The 23137-nt window shown below is 65.3% G+C and carries 17 protein-coding genes; 6 read left to right on the top strand and 11 right to left on the bottom strand.

The features are described from left to right. Positions 1-20: 20 nt before the first annotated feature. The 5 genes from queF to AC2T4A_RS15385 form a co-directional block, all read right to left on the bottom strand. A complete protein-coding gene (gene queF / locus AC2T4A_RS15405; protein WP_478379405.1) occupies positions 21-851 on the bottom strand; it encodes an NADPH-dependent 7-cyano-7-deazaguanine reductase QueF in 831 nt (276 codons plus the stop codon). A 201-nt stretch (positions 852-1052) separates the two neighbouring features. Continuing rightward, a complete protein-coding gene (locus tag AC2T4A_RS15400) occupies positions 1053-1760 on the bottom strand; it encodes a copper resistance protein B (protein WP_416748490.1) in 708 nt (235 codons plus the stop codon). A gap of 9 nt (positions 1761-1769) precedes the next feature. Beyond that, complete coding sequence (locus tag AC2T4A_RS15395; protein ID WP_486741115.1) at positions 1770-3443, bottom strand: copper resistance system multicopper oxidase; 1674 nt, start codon at positions 3441-3443, stop codon at positions 1770-1772. A 14-nt stretch (positions 3444-3457) separates the two neighbouring features. Further along, a complete protein-coding gene (gene copI, locus AC2T4A_RS15390; RefSeq protein WP_486741114.1) occupies positions 3458-4027 on the bottom strand; it encodes a copper-resistant cuproprotein CopI in 570 nt (189 codons plus the stop codon). A gap of 172 nt (positions 4028-4199) precedes the next feature. After that, positions 4200-4331, bottom strand: coding sequence for a co-regulatory protein PtrA N-terminal domain-containing protein (locus AC2T4A_RS15385; RefSeq protein WP_416748496.1), 132 nt, complete (start codon positions 4329-4331; stop codon positions 4200-4202). A gap of 127 nt (positions 4332-4458) precedes the next feature. On the opposite strand from AC2T4A_RS15385, the gene AC2T4A_RS15380 reads away from it, so the two are divergent. Both AC2T4A_RS15380 and AC2T4A_RS15375 read left to right on the top strand, forming a co-directional pair. Further along, the gene (locus AC2T4A_RS15380; RefSeq protein ID WP_416748498.1) at positions 4459-5139 is read left to right on the top strand and encodes a heavy metal response regulator transcription factor; all 681 of its coding nucleotides are present in this window, start codon (positions 4459-4461) and stop codon (positions 5137-5139) included. Next, positions 5136-6464, top strand: coding sequence for a heavy metal sensor histidine kinase (locus AC2T4A_RS15375; protein ID WP_486741113.1), 1329 nt, complete (start codon positions 5136-5138; stop codon positions 6462-6464). Before AC2T4A_RS15380 ends, AC2T4A_RS15375 begins: the two co-directional genes overlap by 4 nt. 167 nt (positions 6465-6631) lie before the next feature. Here the strand turns inward: AC2T4A_RS15375 and AC2T4A_RS15370 are convergent, their stop codons facing one another. From AC2T4A_RS15370 to AC2T4A_RS15355, 4 genes are all read right to left on the bottom strand, one after another. Further along, complete coding sequence (locus AC2T4A_RS15370) at positions 6632-7411, bottom strand: ABC transporter permease (protein ID WP_024763878.1); 780 nt, start codon at positions 7409-7411, stop codon at positions 6632-6634. Then, a complete protein-coding gene (locus AC2T4A_RS15365) occupies positions 7408-8340 on the bottom strand; it encodes an ABC transporter ATP-binding protein (RefSeq protein WP_416748502.1) in 933 nt (310 codons plus the stop codon). Before AC2T4A_RS15365 ends, AC2T4A_RS15370 begins: the two co-directional genes overlap by 4 nt. 106 nt (positions 8341-8446) lie before the next feature. Next, positions 8447-9064 (bottom strand): glutathione S-transferase, encoded by a 618-nt coding sequence (locus AC2T4A_RS15360; protein ID WP_416748504.1) that lies wholly within the window; start codon positions 9062-9064, stop codon positions 8447-8449. A 129-nt stretch (positions 9065-9193) separates the two neighbouring features. Then, positions 9194-9853 carry a transglutaminase-like domain-containing protein gene (locus AC2T4A_RS15355; RefSeq protein ID WP_416748506.1) on the bottom strand — a complete coding sequence of 220 codons (660 nt, stop codon included), beginning with the start codon at positions 9851-9853 and terminating at the stop codon, positions 9194-9196. 247 nt (positions 9854-10100) lie between these two features. On the opposite strand from AC2T4A_RS15355, the gene AC2T4A_RS15350 reads away from it, so the two are divergent. From AC2T4A_RS15350 to AC2T4A_RS15335, 4 genes are all read left to right on the top strand, one after another. Further along, positions 10101-12593 (top strand): acyl-CoA dehydrogenase, encoded by a 2493-nt coding sequence (locus tag AC2T4A_RS15350; RefSeq protein WP_416748508.1) that lies wholly within the window; start codon positions 10101-10103, stop codon positions 12591-12593. A 118-nt stretch (positions 12594-12711) separates the two neighbouring features. Continuing rightward, a complete protein-coding gene (locus tag AC2T4A_RS15345) occupies positions 12712-13128 on the top strand; it encodes a PA2816 family glutamine-rich protein (RefSeq protein ID WP_416748510.1) in 417 nt (138 codons plus the stop codon). 73 nt (positions 13129-13201) lie between these two features. Continuing rightward, on the top strand, positions 13202-13612 hold the full coding sequence (locus AC2T4A_RS15340; RefSeq protein ID WP_416748512.1) for a PA2817 family protein: 411 nt from the start codon (positions 13202-13204) through the stop codon (positions 13610-13612). 297 nt (positions 13613-13909) lie between these two features. Continuing rightward, positions 13910-20269: a DUF5801 repeats-in-toxin domain-containing protein gene (locus tag AC2T4A_RS15335; protein WP_486743640.1), complete on the top strand. Its 6360-nt coding sequence runs from the start codon at positions 13910-13912 to the stop codon at positions 20267-20269. Between the two features lie 96 nt (positions 20270-20365). On the opposite strand, the gene AC2T4A_RS15330 is transcribed toward AC2T4A_RS15335, so the two are convergent. Continuing rightward, the gene (locus tag AC2T4A_RS15330) at positions 20366-21121 is read right to left on the bottom strand and encodes a response regulator transcription factor (RefSeq protein ID WP_416748516.1); all 756 of its coding nucleotides are present in this window, start codon (positions 21119-21121) and stop codon (positions 20366-20368) included. 647 nt (positions 21122-21768) lie between these two features. Beyond that, positions 21769-23136, bottom strand: coding sequence for a TolC family outer membrane protein (locus AC2T4A_RS15325; protein ID WP_416748518.1), 1368 nt, complete (start codon positions 23134-23136; stop codon positions 21769-21771). Position 23137: the final 1 nt, after the last annotated feature.

The raw sequence follows: 23137 nt of genomic DNA, 5'->3' as shown, positions 1-23137 counted from the left end.
ATCTGCGTTTTACTGCCGCCTTACTGACGCACCAGGCGGCGATTATCCGGCTGCACGGCGTCGCTGCTGCGGTAGGGGTTGATGTCCAGCCCGCCGCGGCGCACATAGCGTGCGTAGACGGTCAGGCGGGTCGGCTGCAGCAGGCGCTGCAGGTCGAGGTAGATGCGCTCGACGCACTGCTCGTGGAAGTCCTGGTGCTGGCGGAACGAAACCACGTAGGCCAGCAGGCTCGCGGCATCCAGCGCCGGGCCGGTGTACTCGACGACCAGCGTGCCCCAGTCCGGCTGGCCGGTGACCGGGCAGTTGGATTTGAGCAGATGGCTGTAGAGCACTTCGTCGACGCGACGGGTGTCGTCGCAGCGCAGCAGTTCCGGGCGCGGGTGGTCGTAGCTGTCCACGGCAAGGTCCAGGTCGTCGATGCAGGTACCCTCGACCACGGCCACGCCCTCGCTCGCCACGTCGTCCAGGCTACGCACGCGCACACCGACCGGCGCCCCGGCGGCGGCGGACAGGTCGCGCTCCATCACCGCGCGCACGGCCTCGAAGCTGTCGAAGGCGGTCTGGTTCAGCGAGTTGAGGTAGAGCTTGAAGGACTTGGACTCGATGATATTCGGCGACTGCGCGGGAATGGCGAATTCGCCGATGGCCACCACCGGCTTGCCCGAGGCGGTCAGCCAGGACAGCTCGTAGCAGTTCCACAGGTCCACGCCCTGGTAGGGCAGCGTTTCGGCGGTCAGGCCCAGCTCCGCCCACTTGGTGGTGCGGGAGATCGGGAACAGCAATTCCGGCGCGTAGGTGGAGACGTATTCGCTGGATTTGCCCAGGGGCGAGTGTTCGGCGGGATGCTGCATGGAAAGACCTGCTGGATCGGCGATGCGGATGGTGGCGCGAGGCGGCGAGTGTATACAAATCCGCCTCGTCTTTCAGCAGCCGGCGGACGAGCCGAATGCCGAGACGGCGTACCCCGTAGGAGCGAGCTTGCTCGCGAACCGCCCAGGCACCGAGCCCACCGGGACGTTCATTCGCGAGCAAGCTCGCTCCTACGAAAAGCGTCAGAACCACATCCGCACACCCGCGACCCAGTAGCCCTCCTCGTCATCCTCGCCCTCGGCGCGGGCAATATCGCCGCTGCGGCCGTAGGTCTTGCTCCAGACGTAGCCGAAGTACGGCGCGAATTCCCGGCGCACCTCGTAGCGCAGGCGCAACCCGGCCTCCAATTCGCTACCGCCGGCGCCCACGCCAATGTCGCGATCATCGGCCAGCGCCAGGTTGTATTCCAGCGAGGGTTCCAGGATCAGGCGCTGGGTCAGCAGCAGTTCGTACTCGGTTTCGAGGCGCAGTGACGGATCGCCGCGTTCGCTGAGGAACAGGTTGGCGTCCACCTCGAACCACTGCGGCGCCAGCCCCTGGATGCCCAATACCGCATACGTGCGCGACGGCCCCGGCTGGTCGTCATGGCGCACACCCACCTGCCAGTCCCAGAAGTCCGCGACCATGCGCTGATAGAGCAGTTGCACCTCGTTGTCGGTGGTCGGGCCGCCGGCGTCGCGCTCGCCTTCCAGCTTGAGGCGCAGCTTCTGATAATCGCTGCCGTACCAGCCCTGGGCTTCCCAACCCAGCGCCTGGTCGTTGCCGTGGAAGCGGCTTTCCAGGCGCTGGATCAGCAGCGAGCCCATGGGCATGTCGTCCATCTCGGCACTTTCGGCGGGCAAGGCCAGGCCCAGGGTCGCCGCGCAGGCCACCGTTGCTATGCGTTTCATGGCGGTTCCTCAGAGGCTGGCGCTGGCGGGAGCCGGCTCGACTATGACCTTGCGCATCATGCCGGCGGCCATGTGGTAGATCAGATGGCAGTGGAAGGCCCATTCGCCCAGGGCATCGGCGGGCACGTCGACGTCCAGGGTGCTGCCCGGCGTCACGCTGACCACATGCTTGAGCGGGTTGAAGCGGCCGTTACCCTTGTCCAGCTGCATCCACATGCCATGCAGGTGCATGGGGTGGGTCATCATGGTGTCGTTGACGAAGCGGATGCGTACGCGCTCGCCGTAGGTCAGGCGGACAGGTTCAGCCTCGGAGTACTTCCTGCCGTCGATGGACCAGAAGTAGCGTTCCATGTTGCCGGTCAGGCGGAACTCGATGGTGCGGTCCGGCGCGCGGTAGTCGGCATAGGGGCGCATGGCCTTGAGGTCCGCGTAGACCAGCAGGCGATTGCCCGGCTCGGCCGGTTGCGGCGTCAGGCCACTGCCCGGTGCGTAGTCGGATTTCGGCGCGGCCATGCTCGAGTGATCCATGCCGGCCATCTGCGAATGATCCATACCAGCCATGCTGGAATGATCCATTGCCGCCATGTCCGTGCCTTTCGACTCAGCCATCGCCATGCCGCTGTGGTCCATTCCTTCATGGTTCATACCCATGTCGGCCATGCTCAGCAGCGGTCGTTCGCGCAGCGCGGGCACCGCGGCCACCAGACCTTCGCGGGGTGTGAGGGTGGCGCGAGCGTATCCGCTGCGGTCCATCGCCTCGGCGAAGAAGGTGTAGGCGCGGTCCTCCTTCGGCTGGACTATCACGTCATAGGTCTCCGCCACGGCGATACGCAGTTCGTCCACGCTAACCGGCTGCACATCGTTGCCGTCGGCCTGCACTACGGTCATTTTCAGGCCGGGAACGCGCAGGTCGAAGTAGCTCATGCCCGAGCCGTTGATGATGCGCAGGCGCACGCGCTCGCCGGGCTTGAACAGGCCGCTCCAGTTCTGCTCGGAGTCCTGGCCATTGACCAGGAAACGGAAGCCGGTGATGTCGGCGATGTCCGTTGGCGTCATGCGCATGCCGCCCCAGTCCAGGCGGTCGCGCAGGGTCGCCATGAAGCCATTGGCGCTGGAGTCGGCGATGAAATCACCCAGCGTGCGCTGGTTGCGGTTGTAGTAGTCGCTCTGTTTCTTCAGGTTGGCGAACACGGTTTCCGGCCGGGTGTCGTGCCAGTCGGCCAGCAGCAGGGTGTACTCGCGGTCGTAGCGGTATGGCTCGCGCGCTTTTGGCTCGATCACCAGCGGGCCGTACAGCCCCTCGATCTCCTGGAAGTCGCTGTGGGCGTGGTACCAGTAGGTGCCGGACTGTTTCACGGTGAAGCGATAGGTGAAGGTTTCGCCGGGCTTGATGCCGGGGAAGCTGATCCCCGGCACGCCGTCCTGGGTGTAGGGCAGAATCAGCCCGTGCCAGTGCAGCGAGGTATCGCGGTCGAGGGTGTTGGTCACGCGCAGCTCGACGTCCTCGCCCTCCTTGAAGCGCAGTTCGGGCGCGGGCGTCTGCCCGTTTACCGTGAGCGCCTTGCGAGCGCCGTCGGACAGCTTCAGCTCGCCCTCGCCAATCGTCAGGTCATACACGCCCGCCTGCACCATCAACGGTGCCAGCAGCAGCGCCCCCAGAGCCCATTCCCTTGCGCGGATCATCGCAGCGCTCCCGCTCAGGGCTTGACGGTCAGTTTGCCGACCATGCCGGCCTGGTAGTGCCCCGGGATGTTGCAGGCGAACTCCAGGCTGGTGGCCTTGCTGAAGGTCCAGGTCAGCTCGGCGGTCTTGCCGGGCTCGACCAGCACGCTGTTGGGGTCGTCGTGCTTCATCATCGGCATATCGCCATGGCCCATCTTGCTATGGTCCATCTTGCTATGGCCCATGGAGCCGGGGTCCATCTTGCTCATGTCGTGCATGCCGGTGGGGGTGAGCATCCCCGAGTCCATCATCTGCTGCATTTCCTTCTGGTGACCGGCGTGCATGGCGGCGCTGCCCAGGTTGAACTCGTGCAGCAGGCTGCCGGTGTTGTGGATGACGAAACGCACGGTCTCGCCCGGCTTCACGTCGATGCTTTCCGGCTCGAAGAACATCTCGCCCAGCTTGATCTCCACGGTGCGGGTGGCCTGGGTAGCCTTGGCCGGCTTGCCGAAGTCATAGCCGTGCCCGGCATCGGCCAGGGCCGGCAGGCTGATGGCGGCGGCAAGGCCGAGGGCGGAAACTTGGAGCAGATGGCGCAGGGACATGGCGAATCTCCTTTCTGGAATGTTGGCCATGGTCGCTGTCGGCGGCTGAGGGTTACCTGTCGGGAAGATTACAACTCTGTCAGCTTGGCGCTCACCCGCCCGGCACGGGGTATAAAGAGGGCGAAAAAAAGCCCGCCGAAGGGCGGGCAAGGGGCAGCACGATGAATCGGATTCAGCAGGCCTGGCGCGCCGTGGCGGCCTGTTCCTGCATGCGCTGGAAGGTGATGTCCCCTCCTCCGTCGGCCAGGACCGGCGTAGCGGGGAAGAACAGCACGGCAAACAGCGTGGAGATGATCAGGTGCATGGTGGGCTCCTCGATGGCGCTGGAGAATGAACACATCGCCAGTGTGCAATGCCGACCCTGTCAGTTCGCTGACCGTCCCATTACCCTGATGACAGCCGCGCCCCAAAGCACCTGAATGGATATCCGGATGAAACTCCTCATCGTCGAAGACGAACCCCGCATCGGCCAATACCTGCGCCAGGGCCTCAGCGAGGCCGGCTTCGCCGTCGACCTGAGCGCGGACGGTGACGAAGGCCTGCAACTGGCCCTGGCCGGTGAACATGACCTGCTGATCCTCGATGTGATGCTGCCCGGCCGCGATGGCTGGCAGATCCTCCAGGCAGTTCGCCAGACCGGCAGCGCCGTGCCCGTGCTGTTCCTCACCGCCCGTGATGCCGTGGAGGACCGCGTGCGCGGCCTGGAGCTGGGTGCTGACGATTACCTGGTGAAGCCCTTCGCCTTCGTCGAACTGCTCGCCCGCGTGCGTACTCTGCTGCGCCGCGGCGGCCAGCAGTTGCAGGAAACCACCCTGCAACTGGCCGACCTCGAACTGGACCTGCTGCGCCGCCGCGTGCAGCGCGCCGGCAAGCGCATCGACCTGACCGCCAAGGAGTTCGCCCTGCTGGAACTGCTGCTGAGGCGCCGCGGCGAGGTGCTGCCCAAGTCGCTGATCGCCTCCCAGGTGTGGGACATGAATTTCGACAGCGATACCAACGTCATCGAAGTCGCCATCCGCCGCCTGCGCGCCAAGGTCGACGACGACTTCCCGCAGCGCCTGATCCACACCGTGCGCGGCATGGGCTACGTGCTGGAAGAGCGTGAAGCATGAGCGCCCGCCTGTCCCTCGGCCTGCGCTTGAGCCTGCTGTTCGCCGGCTGCACCGCCGCCGTGTCGCTGATGGCGGGCATTGTTTTCAGCCGCGCCAGCGAGGCGCATTTCATCGAACTGGATCAGCAACTGCTGAGCGGCAAACTGGCGATCTTCCGCGATGTCCTGAAGGATGTCGGCAGCGCCGACGAACTTGCCCCGCATAACGCCGAACTGCGCCGCGAACTGGAACGCCATCCCGACCTCGGCCTGCGCCTGCAAGGCGCTGACGGGCAACGCTGGTTCTGGCAACTGCCGACGATGAACATGGCCAGCGACGAACCCCCTGCCTACCGCGAACTGCAAGCGCCATTGAATGCCGAGCGATCCGACGGCCCGCAACTGACGCTGATCCTCGACATCACCCACCACCAGCATTTCCTGCAGCGCATGCAGCGGCTGATCTGGATGACCATGGGCTTCTCCGCCCTGGCCACCGCGCTGCTGGGCGCCTGGGCCGCCCGCGCCAGCCTGAAGCCTCTGCGGCGCATGAGTGAAGTGGCGGCACAGGTCAGCGCGCACTCGCTGACCACTCGCCTGGATGCCGGGCAGATGCCGCAGGAACTGCGCGGTCTGGCCGGCGAGCTGAACGCCATGCTGGCGCGGTTGGAAGAAGCCTTCCAGCGCCTGTCAGCCTTCTCCGCCGACATCGCCCACGAGCTGCGCACGCCGCTCACCGGGCTGCTGACCCAGACACAGGTGGTGCTGTCGCGCACGCGCAGCCTGGAGGAATACCGCGAGGCGCTGCACGGCAACCTGGAGGAGCTGGAGCGGCTCACCGCGATGGTCAACGACATGCTGTTTCTGGCCAAGGCCGACCACGGCCTGCTCACGCCCAATAGCCAGCCGCTGGCGCTAGCCGGCGAGGTGGACGAGTTGCTGGAGTTCTACGGGCCATTGGCGGAGGAGAAGTCGATTCGCCTGGAGCGTGATGGCGAGCTGTCCGTACAGGGCGACCGTGCCTTGCTGCGCCGGGTGCTGGCCAACCTGCTGGACAACGCGCTGCGCTTCACCCCGGACGGCGGGCAGATTCGCGTGCGCCTGGAACCGGACCGCCTGAGCGTGGAGAACCCTGGCCGGGAAATTCCCGCCGAGCGCCTGCCGCGCCTGTTCGATCGCTTCTACCGCGCCGACCCTGCTCGCCGCGAAGGCCAGGGCGAACATGCCGGATTGGGGTTGGCTATCTGCCGGTCCATCGTGCGGGCCCATGGCGGGGAGATTCGCTGTGAGTCGGCCGACGGGTGGACGCGGTTCGTTATCGAGTTTCCGAAAAGCCACTCCCTGTAGGAGCGAGCTTGCTCGCGAACTGATTCACCGGCAGCTCTCGCGCTGGGCGGTTCGCGAGCAAGCTCGCTCCTGCAAGAGCCGGGTCCCGCTGGGGAATCAGATTTGCCTACCTCAAAAAGAAAAAAAAGGCCCCAACCGGGGCCTTTTTCATCAGCGCAACGAGCCGCTCACTGGCGCATGCCGCGCCCACTCACCAGCAGGCGCACGCAGAAGACGTACAGCAGCACGGTCGCCACCAGCATGAAGATCACCGCCGTGCCGATGCGGATGTCGGACACGCCGAGGATGCCGTAGCGGAAAGCGTTGACCATGTGCAGGATCGGATTGGCCAGCGACACCGTCTGCCAGAACGGCGGCAGCAGCGTGATCGAGTAGAACACCCCGCCCAGGTAGGTCAGCGGCGTCAGCACGAAGGTCGGGATGATCGAGATGTCGTCGAAGTTGCGTGCGAACACCGCATTGACGAAGCCGCCCATGGAGAAGATCGCCGCTGTCAGCACCACCACCAGCACGGTGATGCCCAGGTGGTGGATCTGCAGGTCGGTGAAGAACAGCGACAGGATGGTGACGATCACGCCCACCGCCAGGCCGCGCAGCACGCCGCCGCAGACGAAGCCCAGGAGGATAGTGTGCGGCGATACCGGCGAGACCAGCAGCTCCTCGATGTTGCGCTGGAACTTGCTGCCGAAGAAGCTCGACACCACGTTGCCGTAGGAGTTGGTGATCACCGACATCATGATCAGCCCCGGCACGATGTACTGCATGTAGGTGAAGCCGCCCATGTCGCCGATCTGCCGGCCGATCAGGTTGCCGAAGATGACAAAGTACAGAACCATGGTGATCGCTGGCGGCAGCAGGGTCTGCGGCCAGATGCGCAGGAAGCGGCGGACTTCGCGGTAGACGATGGTGTTGAGGGCGACCCAGTTGGCGCGCAGTTCGTGACTCATACCGCCACCTTCGACAGATTCTTCTCCACCAGCGACACGAACAGTTCCTCCAGGCGGTTGCTCTTGTTGCGCAGGCTCAGCACCTGATGGCCCTGGGCATTGAGCTGGACGAACAGGCCGTTGATGCCCAGCGACTTGTCCACCTGCACTTCCAGGGTGTGGTCATCCACCAGGCGCACCGGATAGCCATCGAGCTTCGGCGCCTCGCTCAGGGTGCCTTGCAGGTCGAGGTAGAAGGTCTCCACGTGCAGTTTGCTCAGCAGCTTGCGCATGCTGGTGTTCTCCACGATGGTGCCGTGGTCGATGATCGCGATGTTGCGGCACAACTGCTCGGCTTCCTCCAGATAGTGCGTGGTGAGGATGATGCTGATGCCTTCGCCATTGAGCTCGGTGAGGAAGTTCCACATCGAGCGGCGCAGTTCGATGTCCACGCCGGCGGTGGGTTCGTCGAGGATCAACAGGCGCGGCTCGTGTACCAGTGCGCGGGCGATCATCAGACGGCGCTTCATGCCGCCGGAGAGTTCGCGGGAAGCGGAGTTGCGCTTGTCCCACAGGCCCAGCTGGGTCAGGTATTTCTCGGCGCGGCCCTTGGCCACGCTCATCGGGATGCCGTAGTAGCCGGCCTGGGTGACGACGATGTCGAACACCTTCTCGAACTGGTTGAAGTTGAACTCCTGGGGCACTACGCCCAGGCAGCGCTTCAAACCGTACGGGTCCTTGTCCAGGTCATGGCCGAACACGTTCACTGTGCCGCTGGTCTTGTTCACCAGGGTGGAAAGGATGCCGATGGTGGTAGATTTGCCGGCGCCGTTGGGGCCCAGCAAGGCAAAGAAATCGCCCTCGGCGACGTCCAGATCGATGCCCTTGAGGGCCTGGAAGCCGTTGCCGTAGGTCTTCGTCAGTTGACGGATGGACAGCGCGGAACTCATGGGTTTTCCCGTTGAAAGTCGGTGGAAAGACGCATGTCTTTGGAAAAAGGCCTGCTTGATAAGGGTACGCCGCGAGGATTGCAACCTCTGCGGCACGCGCAGGCATTCAGGTCAGATCGGTCATCACTGCGTCACGGTAGGCCGGGCGCGCCTTCAGGCGCTCGTACCAGGCCGCGAGATGCGGCTGTGCCGGGCGCTCGATGGGCATTTCGAACCAAGCATAGATGAAGCAGCCCAGCGGAATGTCACCGATGCCGAATTGTTCGCCGGTGAGGTACGGCTGTTTCGCCAGGGTCGCTTCGGGAATGGCCAGCAGGTTGGCGCAGATGTCGATGGCGGCCTGGATGGCGGCCACGTCGCGCTGCTCCGGCGGCGTGCGCACGGTTCCCCAGAACACGGTGCGGAACGGCGTGGCGAGGGACGAGGTGGTCCAGTCCATCCATTTCTCGGCGCTGGCGCGCTGCTGCAGGTCCTGCGGATACAGGTCCGGGGCGTAGCGCGCGGCAAGGTAGCGGACGATGGTGTTGGACTCCCAGAGCACGAAGCCGTCGTCGTCCAGGGTCGGCACCACACCGTTGGGGTTCAGCGAGCGGTAGGGCTCGTCGTTGACCAGGCCGAAAGCGCCGCCGGCGTCGATCCGTTCATAGGCCAGACCGGCCTCTTCCGCGCACCAGAGCGCCTTGCGCACGTTGGAGGAATTCTTCCGGCCCCAGATCTTGAGCATGCTGCGCCTCTCTTGTTGTCGTCATCGGATGAAGCCACGGCTTGAAGACGTGACTTCGGATGACGGCACCCTACCGGCAACGGCGCGAGGAAAAAAGACACAGCTACTGATGGTCACTATCGATTGCGTTCATGCTTTAGCGGCTTCGCTGCGCATGTCGCCCTGCAGCGGCGCGTCCTCGCCCATGAACAGGTGCGGGTAGCATTGCTTGAGGTAGCCGAAGAAGAATTCCTCGGGTACGTCGGGGAACTGGCCGTGGTCGCGCAGGTACTCCATGTGCCGCTCACCGTCGCGGTTGAACGGGTGGAAGACGCTGTCGGTGCGCCCGTCGAACTCCAGCGGCAGCACGCCGAAGGCCTCGCACAGGCCGATGTCGAAGGCCGGCGTAGCCTTGACCCAGCGCCCCTCGAGGAACAGCTCGGTGTAGCCGTGCATCGCGAACACTTCGCTGCGCAGCAGTTCCAGCAGGCGCGGCGTGGCCAGGTGGTTCTTCACGTCGGCCAGTCCGATGCGCGCGGGGATACCGCAATAGCGGGCGCAGGCCGCCAGCAGCGTGGCCTTGGGCACGCAGTAGGACTGCCCGGTTTCCAGCGCATGGCTGGCCTTGAGCGTCTGCGGGTCGCGGCTGAACACGTACGGGTTGTAGCGAACCTTGTCGCGCACCGCGTAATACAGCGCCACCGCCTGCTCCAGCGGGGTGCCGCCGTCGCCACGGTGATTTAGAGCGAACTCGATCACCCCCGGGTGGTCACTATCCACGAAGCGGCTGGGCTTGAGGTATTGCTGCATGGCGCTGTCTCCGGGCTGGTCGTCCTTGATGTCGCCACCAGTCTAACCAGCCGGATCGGCTACCCGACAAGGCGATCCGGCCAAGCTGTCCGGCCATGCGGCCATCGGTCCGATTCGCCCAGCTAAGCTTCCGTTGCAAGGTGGAGGGGCCCCGACCGGGAACACCTGCCGCCATGTTCGCGCACTCTCGTCACCAAGCCCGCCACGGCCTGCGGTTGCCGGAGCTGGCTGTCATGGAGGAATCCGCATGCTACTCGTCTGGTTACTCGTCCTGATCCTCGGCGTTGCCTGGCTCGCGCACCGCCGCGCCGCGCCCCTGAAGGCACTTGGCATCGTCGCCGTGTACCTTGCATTGATGAGCCTGTTCAGCCACGCCCACGGCTGGATGGTGCCGTTGTGGCTGCTCTGGGCGGTAGTCGCGGTGACCATTCTCGCCACCGACCTGCGCCGCAGCCTGTTCACCTCGCGGCTGTTCGCCTGGTTCAAGAAGACCCTGCCGCCGATGTCCGAGACCGAACGCGAGGCCATCGAGGCCGGTACCGTCTGGTGGGATGGCCAGCTGTTCAGCGGCCGCCCGGACTGGCACACCCTGCTGGCCTACCCCCGTGCGCAACTGACTGAGGAGGAGCAGGCGTTCGTCGACGGTCCCACCGAGCAGCTCTGCGCGATGATCAACGATTACCAGGTCGGCAAGGACATGGACCTGCCGCCCGAAGCCTGGGCTTACATCAAGAGCCAGGGCTTCTTCGGCCTGATCATTCCCAAGGAATATGGCGGCAAGGGCTTCTCCGCCTTCGCCCACTCCCAGGTGGTGATGAAGCTCGCCACCCGCAGCGGCGACCTTGCCTCTACGGTGATGGTGCCCAACTCCCTCGGCCCGGCCGAACTGCTGCTGCACTACGGCACCGACGCCCAGCGCCAGCGCTACCTGCCGCGCCTGGCCACTGGCGACGAGATCCCCTGCTTCGCCCTGACCAGCCCGCAGGCCGGTTCCGATGCTGGCGGCATGACCGACGTCGGCGTGGTCTGCAAGGGCCAGTGGGAAGGCCAGGAAGTCATCGGCCTGCGCCTCACCTGGGAGAAGCGCTACATCACCCTAGGCCCGGTGGCCACCCTCCTCGGTCTGGCCTTCAAGTGCCATGACCCGGACCACCTGCTGGGCGAGGAGGAAGACCTCGGCATCACCCTGGCGCTGATCCCCACCGATACCGACGGCGTGCAGATCGGCCGCCGCCACGTGCCGCTGGGCGCCGCCTTCATGAACGGCCCCAACTCCGGCAAGGATGTGTTCGTGCCGCTGGACTACATCATCGGCGGCCAGGAGATGATCGGCAAAGGCTGGATGATGCTGATGAACTGCCTGTCGGTGGGCCGCTCCATCTCCCTGCCGGCAGTCGGCACCAGCGCCGCCAAGGCTGGCAGCTACGTCAGCGGCCGCTACGCCCAGGTGCGCGAGCAGTTCAACGTGCCGCTGTCGGCCTTCGAAGGCATCCAGGAAGCCCTCGCCCGCATCGGCGGCAATGCCTGGATGATGGACAGCGCACGCATCCTCACCGCCAACGCAGTGGACCTGGGCGAGAAGCCCTCGGTGCTCTCGGCCATCCTCAAGTACCACCTCACCGAACGCGGCCGCGAGTGCATCGCCCACGCGATGGATATCCATGGCGGCAAGGGCATCATCCTCGGCCCGAACAACTACCTGGGCCGCTCCTGGCAGGCTGCGCCGATCTTCATCACCGTCGAGGGCGCCAACATCCTCTCGCGCAATCTGATGATCTTCGGCCAGGGCGCCATCCGCTGCCATCCGTACGTACTCAAGGAAATGGAGCTGGCCCGCCGCGAGGATCAGGACCAGGCCGAGCGCGAGTTCGACGAACTGCTGCTCAACCACATCGGCTTCGCCGTCAGCAACGCCGCCAGCAGCCTGTTGCTGGGCCTGGGCTTCGGCAGCTTCGACCAGGTGCCGGGGGACCGTATCAGCCGTCCGTACTACCGTGCGCTGAACCGCCTCGCCGCATCCTTCGCCCTCCTCGCCGACTTCAGCATGATGATGCTCGGCGGCGAGCTGAAGCGCCGCGAACGCCTGTCCGCGCGGCTGGGCGATGCGCTCAGCCACCTGTACCTCGGCTCCGCCGCACTCAAGCGCTATCACGACCTGGACAACCCGGACTACCTGCACCCGCTGCTGCACTGGGCCATGGAGGAGAACCTGGAGAAGGCCGAAGCGGCGCTGGCCGACCTGATCGACAACTTCCCCAACCGCGCCTTCGCCTGCCTGCTGCGTGTGCTGGTGCTGCCACTGGGTCGTCGCCACCGTGGCCCGAGCGACGCGCTGGACGCCGAGATTGCCCACATCCTCGGCCGCCCGCTGAGCGACCCGGCATTGCAGGCAATCCTTGCCGGCGCCCACCTGCCCACGGGCGCGGATGATCCGGTGGCCAAGCTCACCACCGCCTACGACCAGCTTGCCGTCGCTGCACCCTTGCAGAAGAAGCTGCACAAGGCCCTCAAGGAGCATGGCGTGGCGCCCAAGCCGGGGCAGTCGCCCATCGACGCAGCCCTCGAGGCTGGCATGCTGGAAGCGGCCGAAGCGCAAACCCTGCACGCCGCCGAACGCGCACGCCGCGCGGTGATCGACGTGGACGACTTTTCCAAGGAAGAACTGACTGGGAAACACCCCGTCCACGAAGAGGCACGCACGGAGAAACCGGCCCGCAAGCCGACCACCTCGGCGGAGTAACTGTCACGCTTCACGCACGGGGCGCCTTCGGGCGCCCTTCTTTTGTCCGACGCAAAGCAATGCCGGTTCGGGCTATCGGGTGCACACTGCAGCAATCACCGCAATGGAGAACCGCACCATGCGTCGATCCCTGCTTCTCGTCCTGGCAATGGTGCTGGTTGGCAGCGCCCAGGCCGACCCCTGGCTCTACCCCAGCCGGCAACGCCCGGCGCCGCCACCCAGCCCGGTCATCGACCCAATCCAGCAACAGCAGGACAGCCTGCGCCGCCAGCAGCAGCTGCGGCAAAACCAGCTGGACAGCCAGCGCCTCAACTACGAGGACCAGCGCCTGCAGATGCAGCAGCAGGACCTGCAGCGCCAGCAGGACAACCAGCGGCGCTGGAACGAGCAGCGGCGGCAGAGCGACCAGATGATCCAGCGGCAGAAGAGCGACCTGCAGCAACAGCAGTTGCAACAGCAGCAGCGCATCATCGACCAGCAGCGCCAGCAGATCGACAACCAGCGCCGGCAGATCCAGATGCGCCCGCTCCGCTGATCGACCCGGCGGCAGCAGCGGCGAAACCCGATATACTCCCCGGCCGTTTTAATCCAGCTCCAGAGGAACTCCCATGGCCAGTGCCTATCTCGACCACCATATCGCCCTGCTCAACCACCTGCGCATGATTCTTGGCGCCCTGGGTGAAGCCGAGCAGGTACCCGAGGACAACCACGGCCTGTTCCTCGAGCGCTTCGACGAACTGCTGGCGGAACTGCCGCGCGACCCGGAAGGCGCTCAGTACCTGGGCCAGGACCTGATCAGCCAGATCTTCCACCGCTACCCGCAGATCGCCCACCTGATCCCGCGCGACCTGCTGTGGTTTTTCGGCGGTGACTGCCTGCACTACATGCCCGACGAAGAGCTGCAGATGTACCAGCAGTTGGACGAGCGTCGCTTCGAGGCCGAGGAGAACGGCGAGCCCTTCGACTGGAACCGCGAGAAGCAGGTCCTAGCCCTGCCGGACGACGCGCCGAAGCACTGATACAAACCGCCAGAATGAAAGAAGCCCGCATGATGCGGGCTTTTTCATGGGCGTTCCCCGGCGATTTGCTTCTTCTCCCGGCAAATGCCGATCTGTCTACCTCCCGTCGGCAAGCGCTGCGTTGCAGCCCGCGCGCCGCCTGCCCTTGCCTTCCGGACTAGTCCAAAACTCCCAGGCCGCCTGGGAGTATCGGCCGATGCGCATTCCGGGGGCCGTCCCCATAGTCGTGGCATGTAGCAGTAAAAGGCCAGCAGTCGAGGTCTGGCCACCACGCATGGACATGCACGGGAGAACATCATGACCATCCATAAGAAAATTGCGCCGCCAACGCGCCCCACCGCAGATGACACCAGCGCCCCATCCGTCACCACCGACCAGAACGATTACGCCCCCGGCAGCACTGCCACCATCACCGCCAGCGGCTTTGCTGCCGGCAGCACCGTGAAGATCGAGGTGGACCACGCCACCAGCCCCGGCGCCGACGGCATATGGGGCACCGCGGACGACGTACTCAACACCAACGCCGGTGCCGGCCACGATCCCTGGTACGTGACCGACGGCGGCGCCGGCGACCTGGACGGCCAGGTCAACGGCAGCGTCACCACTTCCTGGTACGTGGACCCGGACGACTCGGCCGGGGCGCGATTCCTGCTCTCCGCCTCCAGCGGCGGCGCTACGGCAACCGCCACCTTCACTGACGCCGGCCCCACCGTCGTGGCGACCGGCGTGACCGTTACGGTCGACGAAACTGCCGGCCTGCAGAACGCCACGGCAAGCCCCAGCCCGGCAGGCGACGCGAATGACAACGACATCCTCCTGACCTCCCTGCCGGCCGCGTTCACCGCCCGTCTCACCGCCCTCGGCGCCGGCACCGCCTCGGGTGCCGCCCTGAGCGGCTACACCGGCGCGGCCGGCAACACTGGCAGCAATGCCTTCACCATCAGCGCGGCACCCGGTGGCGCCATCACTGACATCCTCTTCACCGGCAGCAATGGCGCGCCGCTCAATGGCCTGGACAGCGGCCTGGACACCCTCGCCGGCGTCGACATCCTGCTCTACACCGACAGCACCAACAACAACGTGCTCGTCGGGCGTGCCGGCAGCGCTTCAGGCGCCATCGTGTTCGCCGCCTACATCGAGGAAACCGGCTCGCCGGTCAGCGGCGGCAAGATCTGGACGGTGGAATACCAGCCCCTCAAGCACCCCAACGGCAGCAACCCGGACGATGCCCTCGACCTGCTGAACAAGGTCTACATCGGCACCAGCCAGGACCTGACCTTCAGCCTGGCCGACGCCCCATCCGGGCAGAACCTGTTCCTGATGTTCACCACGGCGAACCCGACCACGGTCACTGAAAACGGAGTGGTGCGCATCACCGACCCGACCATCATCGCCACCGGCAAGGACCCGGCCAACCAGTCCACCGGCGCCAACATCACCACCGGCGATACCATCAACACCAGCCAGGCTGGCGGCCCGACCACCTTCGGCACCAACAACCAGATGATCGTCGAGCAGGAAGGCATCCGCTTCACCTTCGTCACCGGTGCCCGGCAGAACGTGACCATTCCCAACCTGGACCAGAATGAAGCGGACATCGAGGCGAACATCGACTTCACCCAGATGTTCAACGCCAAGACCGCCAGCTTCGATGTGGTGCAGTTGCAGAGCGGCAAGAGCGCCATCGTCAAGATCAGCGCCTTCAGCACCGCCGCCGAATCAGGTACGAACTTCATCGACGGCTATGCCGGCGACACCGCCATTGCCATCACCAACGTCCGGGTCATCAATATCGCCACCAACGCGGTGGTGGAAAACTCCAACGGCACGGTGAACGATCCGACCATCGCCATCACCTTCAACGGCGGCGTGGCGACCATCACTGGCGTGCTGGCCGGCTACAAGATCGAATACACCACCACGGCGGACCACAACCGCGTGCTGGTCGAGAACGGCGCGGCGGTCGACGCCAAGGGCAATGACCACGCCGACTTCGACATCGGCGGCTTCAAGTTGCTGCAGGTGTCCACGGCGACGGCGGAAATCGGCTCGAAGATGATCTTCGAGGACGACGGCCCGAGCATCAGCACCACCGGCACCGAACCCACGCTGACGGTGGACGAAACCGTCCTCGCCACTGATGCCAGCCAGAGCTTCGCCGCCAACTTCACCTCGGCCTTCGGGGCCGACGGCGCGGGCACCCTGACCTACGCGCTGAGCGTGATTGCCGGCGCCTCGGGACTGGTGGACACAGCCACCGGCGAAGCGGTGAACCTGTCCATGAACGGCGCCGTGGTCGAAGGCCGCACGGCGGTCAGCAACGACCTGGTGTTCACCGTCAGCGTGGCCGCCAACGGCACCGTCACGCTCGACCAGATCCGCGCCGTGGTCCACCCCGACACCAACGATCCGGATGACTCGAAAACCCTCGCCTCCGACGACCTGGTGAAGCTCACCGCGACCAAGACCGACGGCGACGGCGACAGCGCCCAAGCCACCCTGAACATCGGCCAGAATCTGGTGTTCAAGGATGACGGCCCGAGCATCAGCACCACCGGCACCGAGCCGACGCTGACCGTGGACGAATCCGCCCTGGCCAGCGACGCCAGCCAGAGCTTTGCCGCCAACTTCACCTCCGCCTTCGGCGCCGACAATGCCGGTACCCTGACCTATGCGCTGAGCGTGATCGCCGGCGCCTCCGGGCTGACCGACACCGCCACCGGGCAGGCGGTGAATCTGTCGGTCAATGCCGGCGTGGTCGAAGGCCGCACGGCGGTCAGCAACGACCTGGTATTCACCGTCAGCGTGGCCGCCAACGGTACCGTGACGCTGGATCAGATCCGCGCCATCGTGCACGCCGACACCAGCAATCCGGATGACTCCCGCACGCTGACCTCCGACGACCTGGTGAAACTCACCGCGACCAAGACCGACAAGGACGGCGACAGCGCCCAGGCCACACTGAACATCGGCCAGAACCTCGTCTTCAAGGACGATGGGCCGAGCATCAGCACCACGGGCACCGAGCCGACCCTGACCGTGGACGAATCGGCCCTAGCCACCAACGATACCCAGGGCTTCGCCGCCAATTTCACCTCGGCCTTCGGCGCTGACGGCGCAGGCACCCTGACCTATGCGCTGAGCGTGATCGCCGGCGCCTCCGGGCTGACCGACACCACCACCGGGCAGGCGGTGAACCTCTCGGTCAACAACGGCGTAGTCGAAGGCCACACGGCGGTCAGCAACGACCTGGTGTTCACGGTGAGCGTCGACACCACCGGTAACGTCACCCTCGACCAGATCCGCGCCGTGGTCCACCCCAACACCAGCGATCCGGATGACTCGAAGACCCTCACCTCCGACGACCTGGTGAAACTCACCGCAACCAAGACCGACAAGGACGGCGACAGTGTCCAGGCCACGCTGAACATCGGCCAGAACCTGAACTTCAAGGATGACGGCCCGAGCATCAGCACCACAGGCACAGAACCCACGCTGACAGTGGACGAATCCGCCCTGGCAACCGATGCCAGCCAGAGCTTCGCCGCCAACTTCACCTCGGCCTTTGGCGCCGACGGCGCGGGCACCCTGACCTACGCGCTGAGCGTAATCGCCGGAGCCTCCGGGCTGACCGACACCGCCACCGGGCAGGCCGTGAACCTCTCGGTCAACAACGGCGTCGTCGAAGGCCGCACGGCTTCCAGCAACGACCTGGTGTTCACCGTCAGCGTCGCCGCCAACGGCACCGTGACGCTGGACCAGATACGCGCCATCGTGCACGCCGACACCAGCAATCCGGATGACTCCCGCACGCTGACCTCCGATGACCTGGTGAAACTCACCGCGACCAAGACCGACAAGGACGGCGACAGTGTCCAGGCCACGCTGAACATCGGCCAGAACCTGAACTTCAAGGACGACGGCCCGAGCATCAGCACCACCGGCACCGAGCCCACGCTGACGGTGGACGAATCGGCACTCGGCACCGATGCCAGCCAGAGCTTCGCTGCCAACTTCAGCTCGGCCTTCGGCGCCGATGGCGCGGGCACCCTGACCTATGCGCTGAGCGTGATTGCCGGTGCCTCCGGGCTGACCGACACCGCCACCGGGCAGGCCGTGAACCTCTCGGTCAACAACGGCGTCGTCGAAGGCCGCACGGCTTCCAGCAACGACCTGGTGTTCACCGTCAGCGTCGCCGCCAACGGCACCGTGACGCTGGACCAGATACGCGCCATCGTGCATGCCGACGCCAGCAACCCGGATGACTCCCGCACGCTGACCTCCGACGACCTGGTGAAACTTACCGCGACCAAGACCGACAAGGAGGGCGACAGTGCCCAGGCCACGCTGAACATCGGCCAGAACCTGGTGTTCAAGGACGACGGCCCGAGCGTCAGCCCCGCCGGCACGGAACCGGTGATGACCGTGGATGATTCCGACCTCAGCACCAACTCGCTGAAGGCCTTCTCCGCCAACTTCAACTCCTCGTTCGGCGCCGACGGAGCCGGCACCCTGACCTACACCCTGGGCTGCGTCTCGGGGGCCTCCGGGCTGACCGACACCGCCACCGGCCAGTCGGTGCTGCTCTCCCTCAACGGCACGGTGGTCGAAGGCCGTTGCGCCGTCAGCGGCGACCTGGTCTTCACCGTCAGTGTCAATGCCAACGGTGACGTCACCCTCGATCAGTTGCGCGCCATCGTCCACGACAACACCAGCGATCCCGATGACTCCAGGACCCTGAGCTCGGACAGCCTGGTAACCCTGACCGCGACCAAGACCGACAGGGACGGCGACAGCGCCCAGACGACGCTGAACATCGGCCAGAACCTGATCTTCAAGGATGACGGGCCGAGCATCAGCACCACCGGCGTCGAACCGACCCTGACGGTGGACGAAACCGTGCTCGCCACCAACGCCACGGCGAACTTCGCCGCCAACTTCACCTCAGCGTACGGCGCCGACGGAGCCGGCACCCTGACCTACACCCTGAGCGTGGTCGCCGGGCCTTCCGGCCTGGTCGACACGGCGACCGGCCAGGCGGTGAACCTGTCCGTCAACAACGGCGTGGTGGAGGGTCGCACCGCAGTCAGCAATGCACTGGTGTTTACCGTCAGCGCAGCCAGCAACGGTGACGTCACCCTCGACCAGTTGCGCGCCGTGGTGCATGCCAATACCAGCAACCCTGACGACAGCAGGACCCTCAGCGCGGACAACCTGGTGAAGCTCACCGGGACCATCACCGACAAGGATGGCGACAGCGCCCAGGCCACGCTGAACATCGGCCAGAACCTGATCTTCAAGGACGACGGACCGTCGCTGGCCTTCGGCAACATCGTCGGCACCGGCAGCACCCTGGCGCAGACCGGCTACTGGGACCATGCCTTCGGCGCCGACGGCAGTGGTGCTGCGGGGCTGGATATCGTCCTGGCGAACGGGCAGTTCACCCTGGTACGGCCCAACGGCACCACCACCACCGGGACCGGCACGCTCACCGAGCAATCGCCATCGCCGGACGCCAATGGCGCCTACCACTTCGCGGGCACCCTCACCGGCGACTTCGACAACAATGCCAGCACCGCCAACACCAGCGTGGACTACACCCTGACGGCCCTGGCGGATGGCACCTACACCCTCGACCTGGTGCAGGGCTTCAGCTCGACACTGGTGCTGAGCACCGCCAACGGCCAGCTCGGCGCCGGCGGCCCGGACCCGGTGCAGACGCTGACCATCGGCACTGACGCCGTGGTCTTCTTCGCCGCCAAGGCGCTGGCCCCGCAGACGGGGGCAAACAGCATCCTGACCGGTATCGGACAGGGCGCGACCGACCCCACCGAAGTGCAACTGCAGACCAACCCGCTGCCGTCATACATCGACGACCAGAAGGCCCTCAATGTCAGCACTTCCGGCATCGGCGTGAAGAACAACGTCCTCCAGGGCAGCGGTGCCGGCATTACCGCCGGTGACGACAGCTTCGTCGCCAACCCGCAGACCCTGCTGACCTCGGTGAAGGTCTTCATCGACAACTCGGTGGGTGGCTACGACCCGGCGACGGAGTCCCTGTATTACGTCGCCTACTACGACGACGGCACGACGTCCGGCGCGCCGATCAAAGTGCTGGCGGCCAACCTGCAGAACGAGTCCGGCGGGCAGAAGTCCTTCACCGTGCAGACAGTCGCCGGCAAGATGATCGACGCCATCCAGCTGACCATGGCCGAAGGCATGATCAAGGTCCCGACCATCCAGTTCATCCGGCAGGTCGAGAACCTGGCCAGCGACGTCAAGCTGTCGTTCAACGCCACGGTGACCGACGGGGACGGAGACACCGCCACCAGCTCCTTCACCACCAACCTGTTCGCCAACAAGGCCGCGGGCGGGACCTTCGATTACGTGCTGGCGGGCGTGACCGGCACCCGTGAGGCCTTCAACGTCGACCTGGCCCGCACCGAGAACAAGTACCAGGTCACCGGCTTCGACACCGCCGGCCAGCGTGACAAGCTGGTCCTCAACGGCGACGCCAGCTCCACCGTGCAGAACATCGACAACAGCGGCGCCGACAGCATCGTGACGATTCACGAGACCGGCGGGCAACTGACGACCATCACCCTGGTCGGCGTCGATATCCTCAACACCGACATCGTGCACGGCAGCGCCACTTAGTTCGCACGCGGGAAAGATGAGGGGGTGGTGTGGAAACCACCTCCTCATCGCTTTTAGAGCAGGGGAAACAGACCGCCGTCATCGCGGGGCGATACGTCAGTTATTGCGCAGCGACGACCCGTTGCCCTGCTGCGTGCGGTCGAGCTCCACCCAGGCGGATTCCGGCGGCTCTTCGCTGCCGCCGAGCCCGTGCTTGAGCGCATACATCAGCAGGTCCATGCGGTTGATCAGGTTGAGCTTCTGGTAGATGTTGCTCAGGTGGTTGTGCACCGTGTGCTCACTGATGCCCAGGCGCTCGGCGATGCTCATGTACTTCGCCGACGGGTCCTCGACGATGGCGCTGATCAACTCCCGTTCGCGCAGCGTCAGCCTGGCCTGTTTGGCCTGCTCGTGATTGCACCGGAGCGGCACATGCCCGCTGGCGGCATAGCCGGAAAGCCCACCCGCCCAGGCGCGGTCCAGGCCGATATCACGGTGGTGAACATTGACGATGGCCTGGATGATCGACTCGGTCGGGTCTTCCGCCAGGACGATGCCGCGCGCGCCCGCCTCTATCGCCTGGGCAACCGGGACAGCCTCGTACAACCCCTTGAGCACCAGCACCTTCATCTCTGCGCTGCGGGTCAATTCACCCATCACTTCCAGCGGGTCGAGGGCATCGGGAAAGAAGCTGAAGAAGATCACGTCGGGGCTCTGCTGGTCAGCCAGGTCGAGCGCGTAGGTGTAGGTCGTGGCCTGGCCACTGACCTCCATGTGCGGCTTCCTGGCGTTGATCAGGTCGTGCAAGCCGATCAGGACCAGCGGGCGGCAGTCGATCAGCATCACCCGTATCGTTTTTCCGTGGTCAGACATGGCTTTCTGACCCCCTCTGCAAATGGACTCGCGCGCTCCTTTCCATCGGCGTTTTTCTCACCGGGCCACAGCGATTGGAAGAAAGGCGAAAGCGCCGACAGGTTGTGGCAGTACCAGCCCCGGAGCTGGCGAATGGGGACTTCTTTGGCGCGGGCGAGGCCTCCACCCACTCGGTCAAGATAGGATTCCCCGGGCCGGGAAGAGCCATCGCGACGGCATGAGTACGAACATCTATCAACAAGTTGCACATGGCGCTGTGCTCCCTGGACCGGTCACCTGAGTCTAGGTCAGCCCGGTCCGCTACCCGCCTGGCCATCCGTCGACCAGCGGTTCGATTTGGCGGCAGACGGTAGCGCCCGCCCTTCCCTTCCCCGCGCGACAAACCTCGTCAAATCAATGAGTTGGATGCGTCTACGGCACGCCTGAGCCATCATCCGGCCGCAACCGGAATCGTCAATTAAACGACGAATGGCTTGGGGAGAATCACCCTAGGCAAAATCTCGTCAAAATCTCGTCAAAACTGACACCTGACAACCCGTAAAGGCGTGCAAAGACGACGGCCGGCAGCACGGTCTCCGTGTTCCGGCCGACAGTAATCGAACAGGGAGGCAGGGGCCGCAGGGCGCGCCGCACCCCTCCTGGGGAAATCAGGGGCGCGAGAAGTCCGTACTGGAACTGCCGGGGCTCAGCCAGCCATTGACGCTCTGCACACTCTCGATCGGCGGCTTGCCCGCCCAGCGATTGAGGGTGAAGACATTGCTGAGAAACTCGTACTGCGTCTTCAGCAGGTCCCGCCGCGCGCGGAACTCATTGCGCACCGCGGCAAGCACATCCACCGCGTTGACCATGCCGTAGCCCAGCGCCTTCTCCGCCGATTCCCGCGACTTGTGCGCGGAAACCAGGGCCAGGCGGTTGGCCTGGATCTTCTCGCCGTTGGAGTTGGCCGTGAGGTAGGCGCTGGTGATCTCCTTGACCACCCGCCGGCGGATTTCCTCTAGCTGCTCCTCGGCCACCAACTGGTCCTGATACAGGCCGCGTACCCGCGCCGAGGTGGAGCCGCCACTGTAGATCGGTACCTGCAGACCGACCCCGGCGACGTAGCTGTCGGTGCGCGGCGCCAGGGAGTTGTTGTAGCCCTCGTTGGTCTGCTGTGCGCTGAGGTTCAGGCTCAGCGTGGGGTAGTGTCCGCCCTTGCCGCTGCGCAGTGCCGCCTCCGCCGCCTCGACGCCACTCTGCCGCGCCTTGAGCGCCGGGTTGAGTGCGATGCCGTCGCGCACCCAGTTCTCCAGGCTCCGCTCCATGACCTGCAGGCGCACATCATCACGGACCCGGCTGAGCCGTTCCTTCACCGGCCGCCCGACGATCTCCGCCAACGCTTCGCGGCTGATGATGGCCTGGTTGCGCGCCTCCAGCTCCTGCGCCGCGAGCAGGTCCACCCGCGCCTGCAGGTCGAGCTGGTCGGTCACCAGGGCCAACTGCTTGGCGTACAGGGCATTGACCCGGTCCAGACTCTCCTGGGTGGTACGGCGCTCGGCGATCACCAGCTCCAGTTCGTCTTCGGCCGCCAGCGCGGTGAAGTAACGCCGCGCCAGCTCGACCGTGGCTTCCGCCTGAGCATCCAGCGCCTCATTCTCCGATTGCGCGGCCATGCTCTTGAACTTCTGGTAGTTCTCCCAGGCCGCCTTGTTGTAGAGGTACTGGCGCAGCACCAGGCTGTAGTTCTCGCTGTCGTAGCTCTCGTCGATGAAGTCGTTACGCTGGTGGATCTGGTTGGTTCCGGCGTTGAGCGACAACTGCGGCAGCAACACACCCATGGCCTCGCGCTGGTACTCCTTGCCCGCCTGCGCGTGGGCATAGGAGGCCAGTATCTGTGGGTCCTCCAGCCGCGCCTCGTGGTACAGGTGCAGCAGGTCGGTGGCATCGTCGGCAACACCGACCCCGCTGGATGCCTGCGCCGCTGCCGTTCCCGCCGCCAGCATGAGCGCACCCGCCAGCCAGATGGAAGATGCGTCCATG

This window comes from Pseudomonas sp. PVC-3-1 (assembly GCF_057444315.1).
Note: the sequence above shows the minus strand (reverse complement) of the source record. Positions and strands in the feature narration are given on the sequence as shown.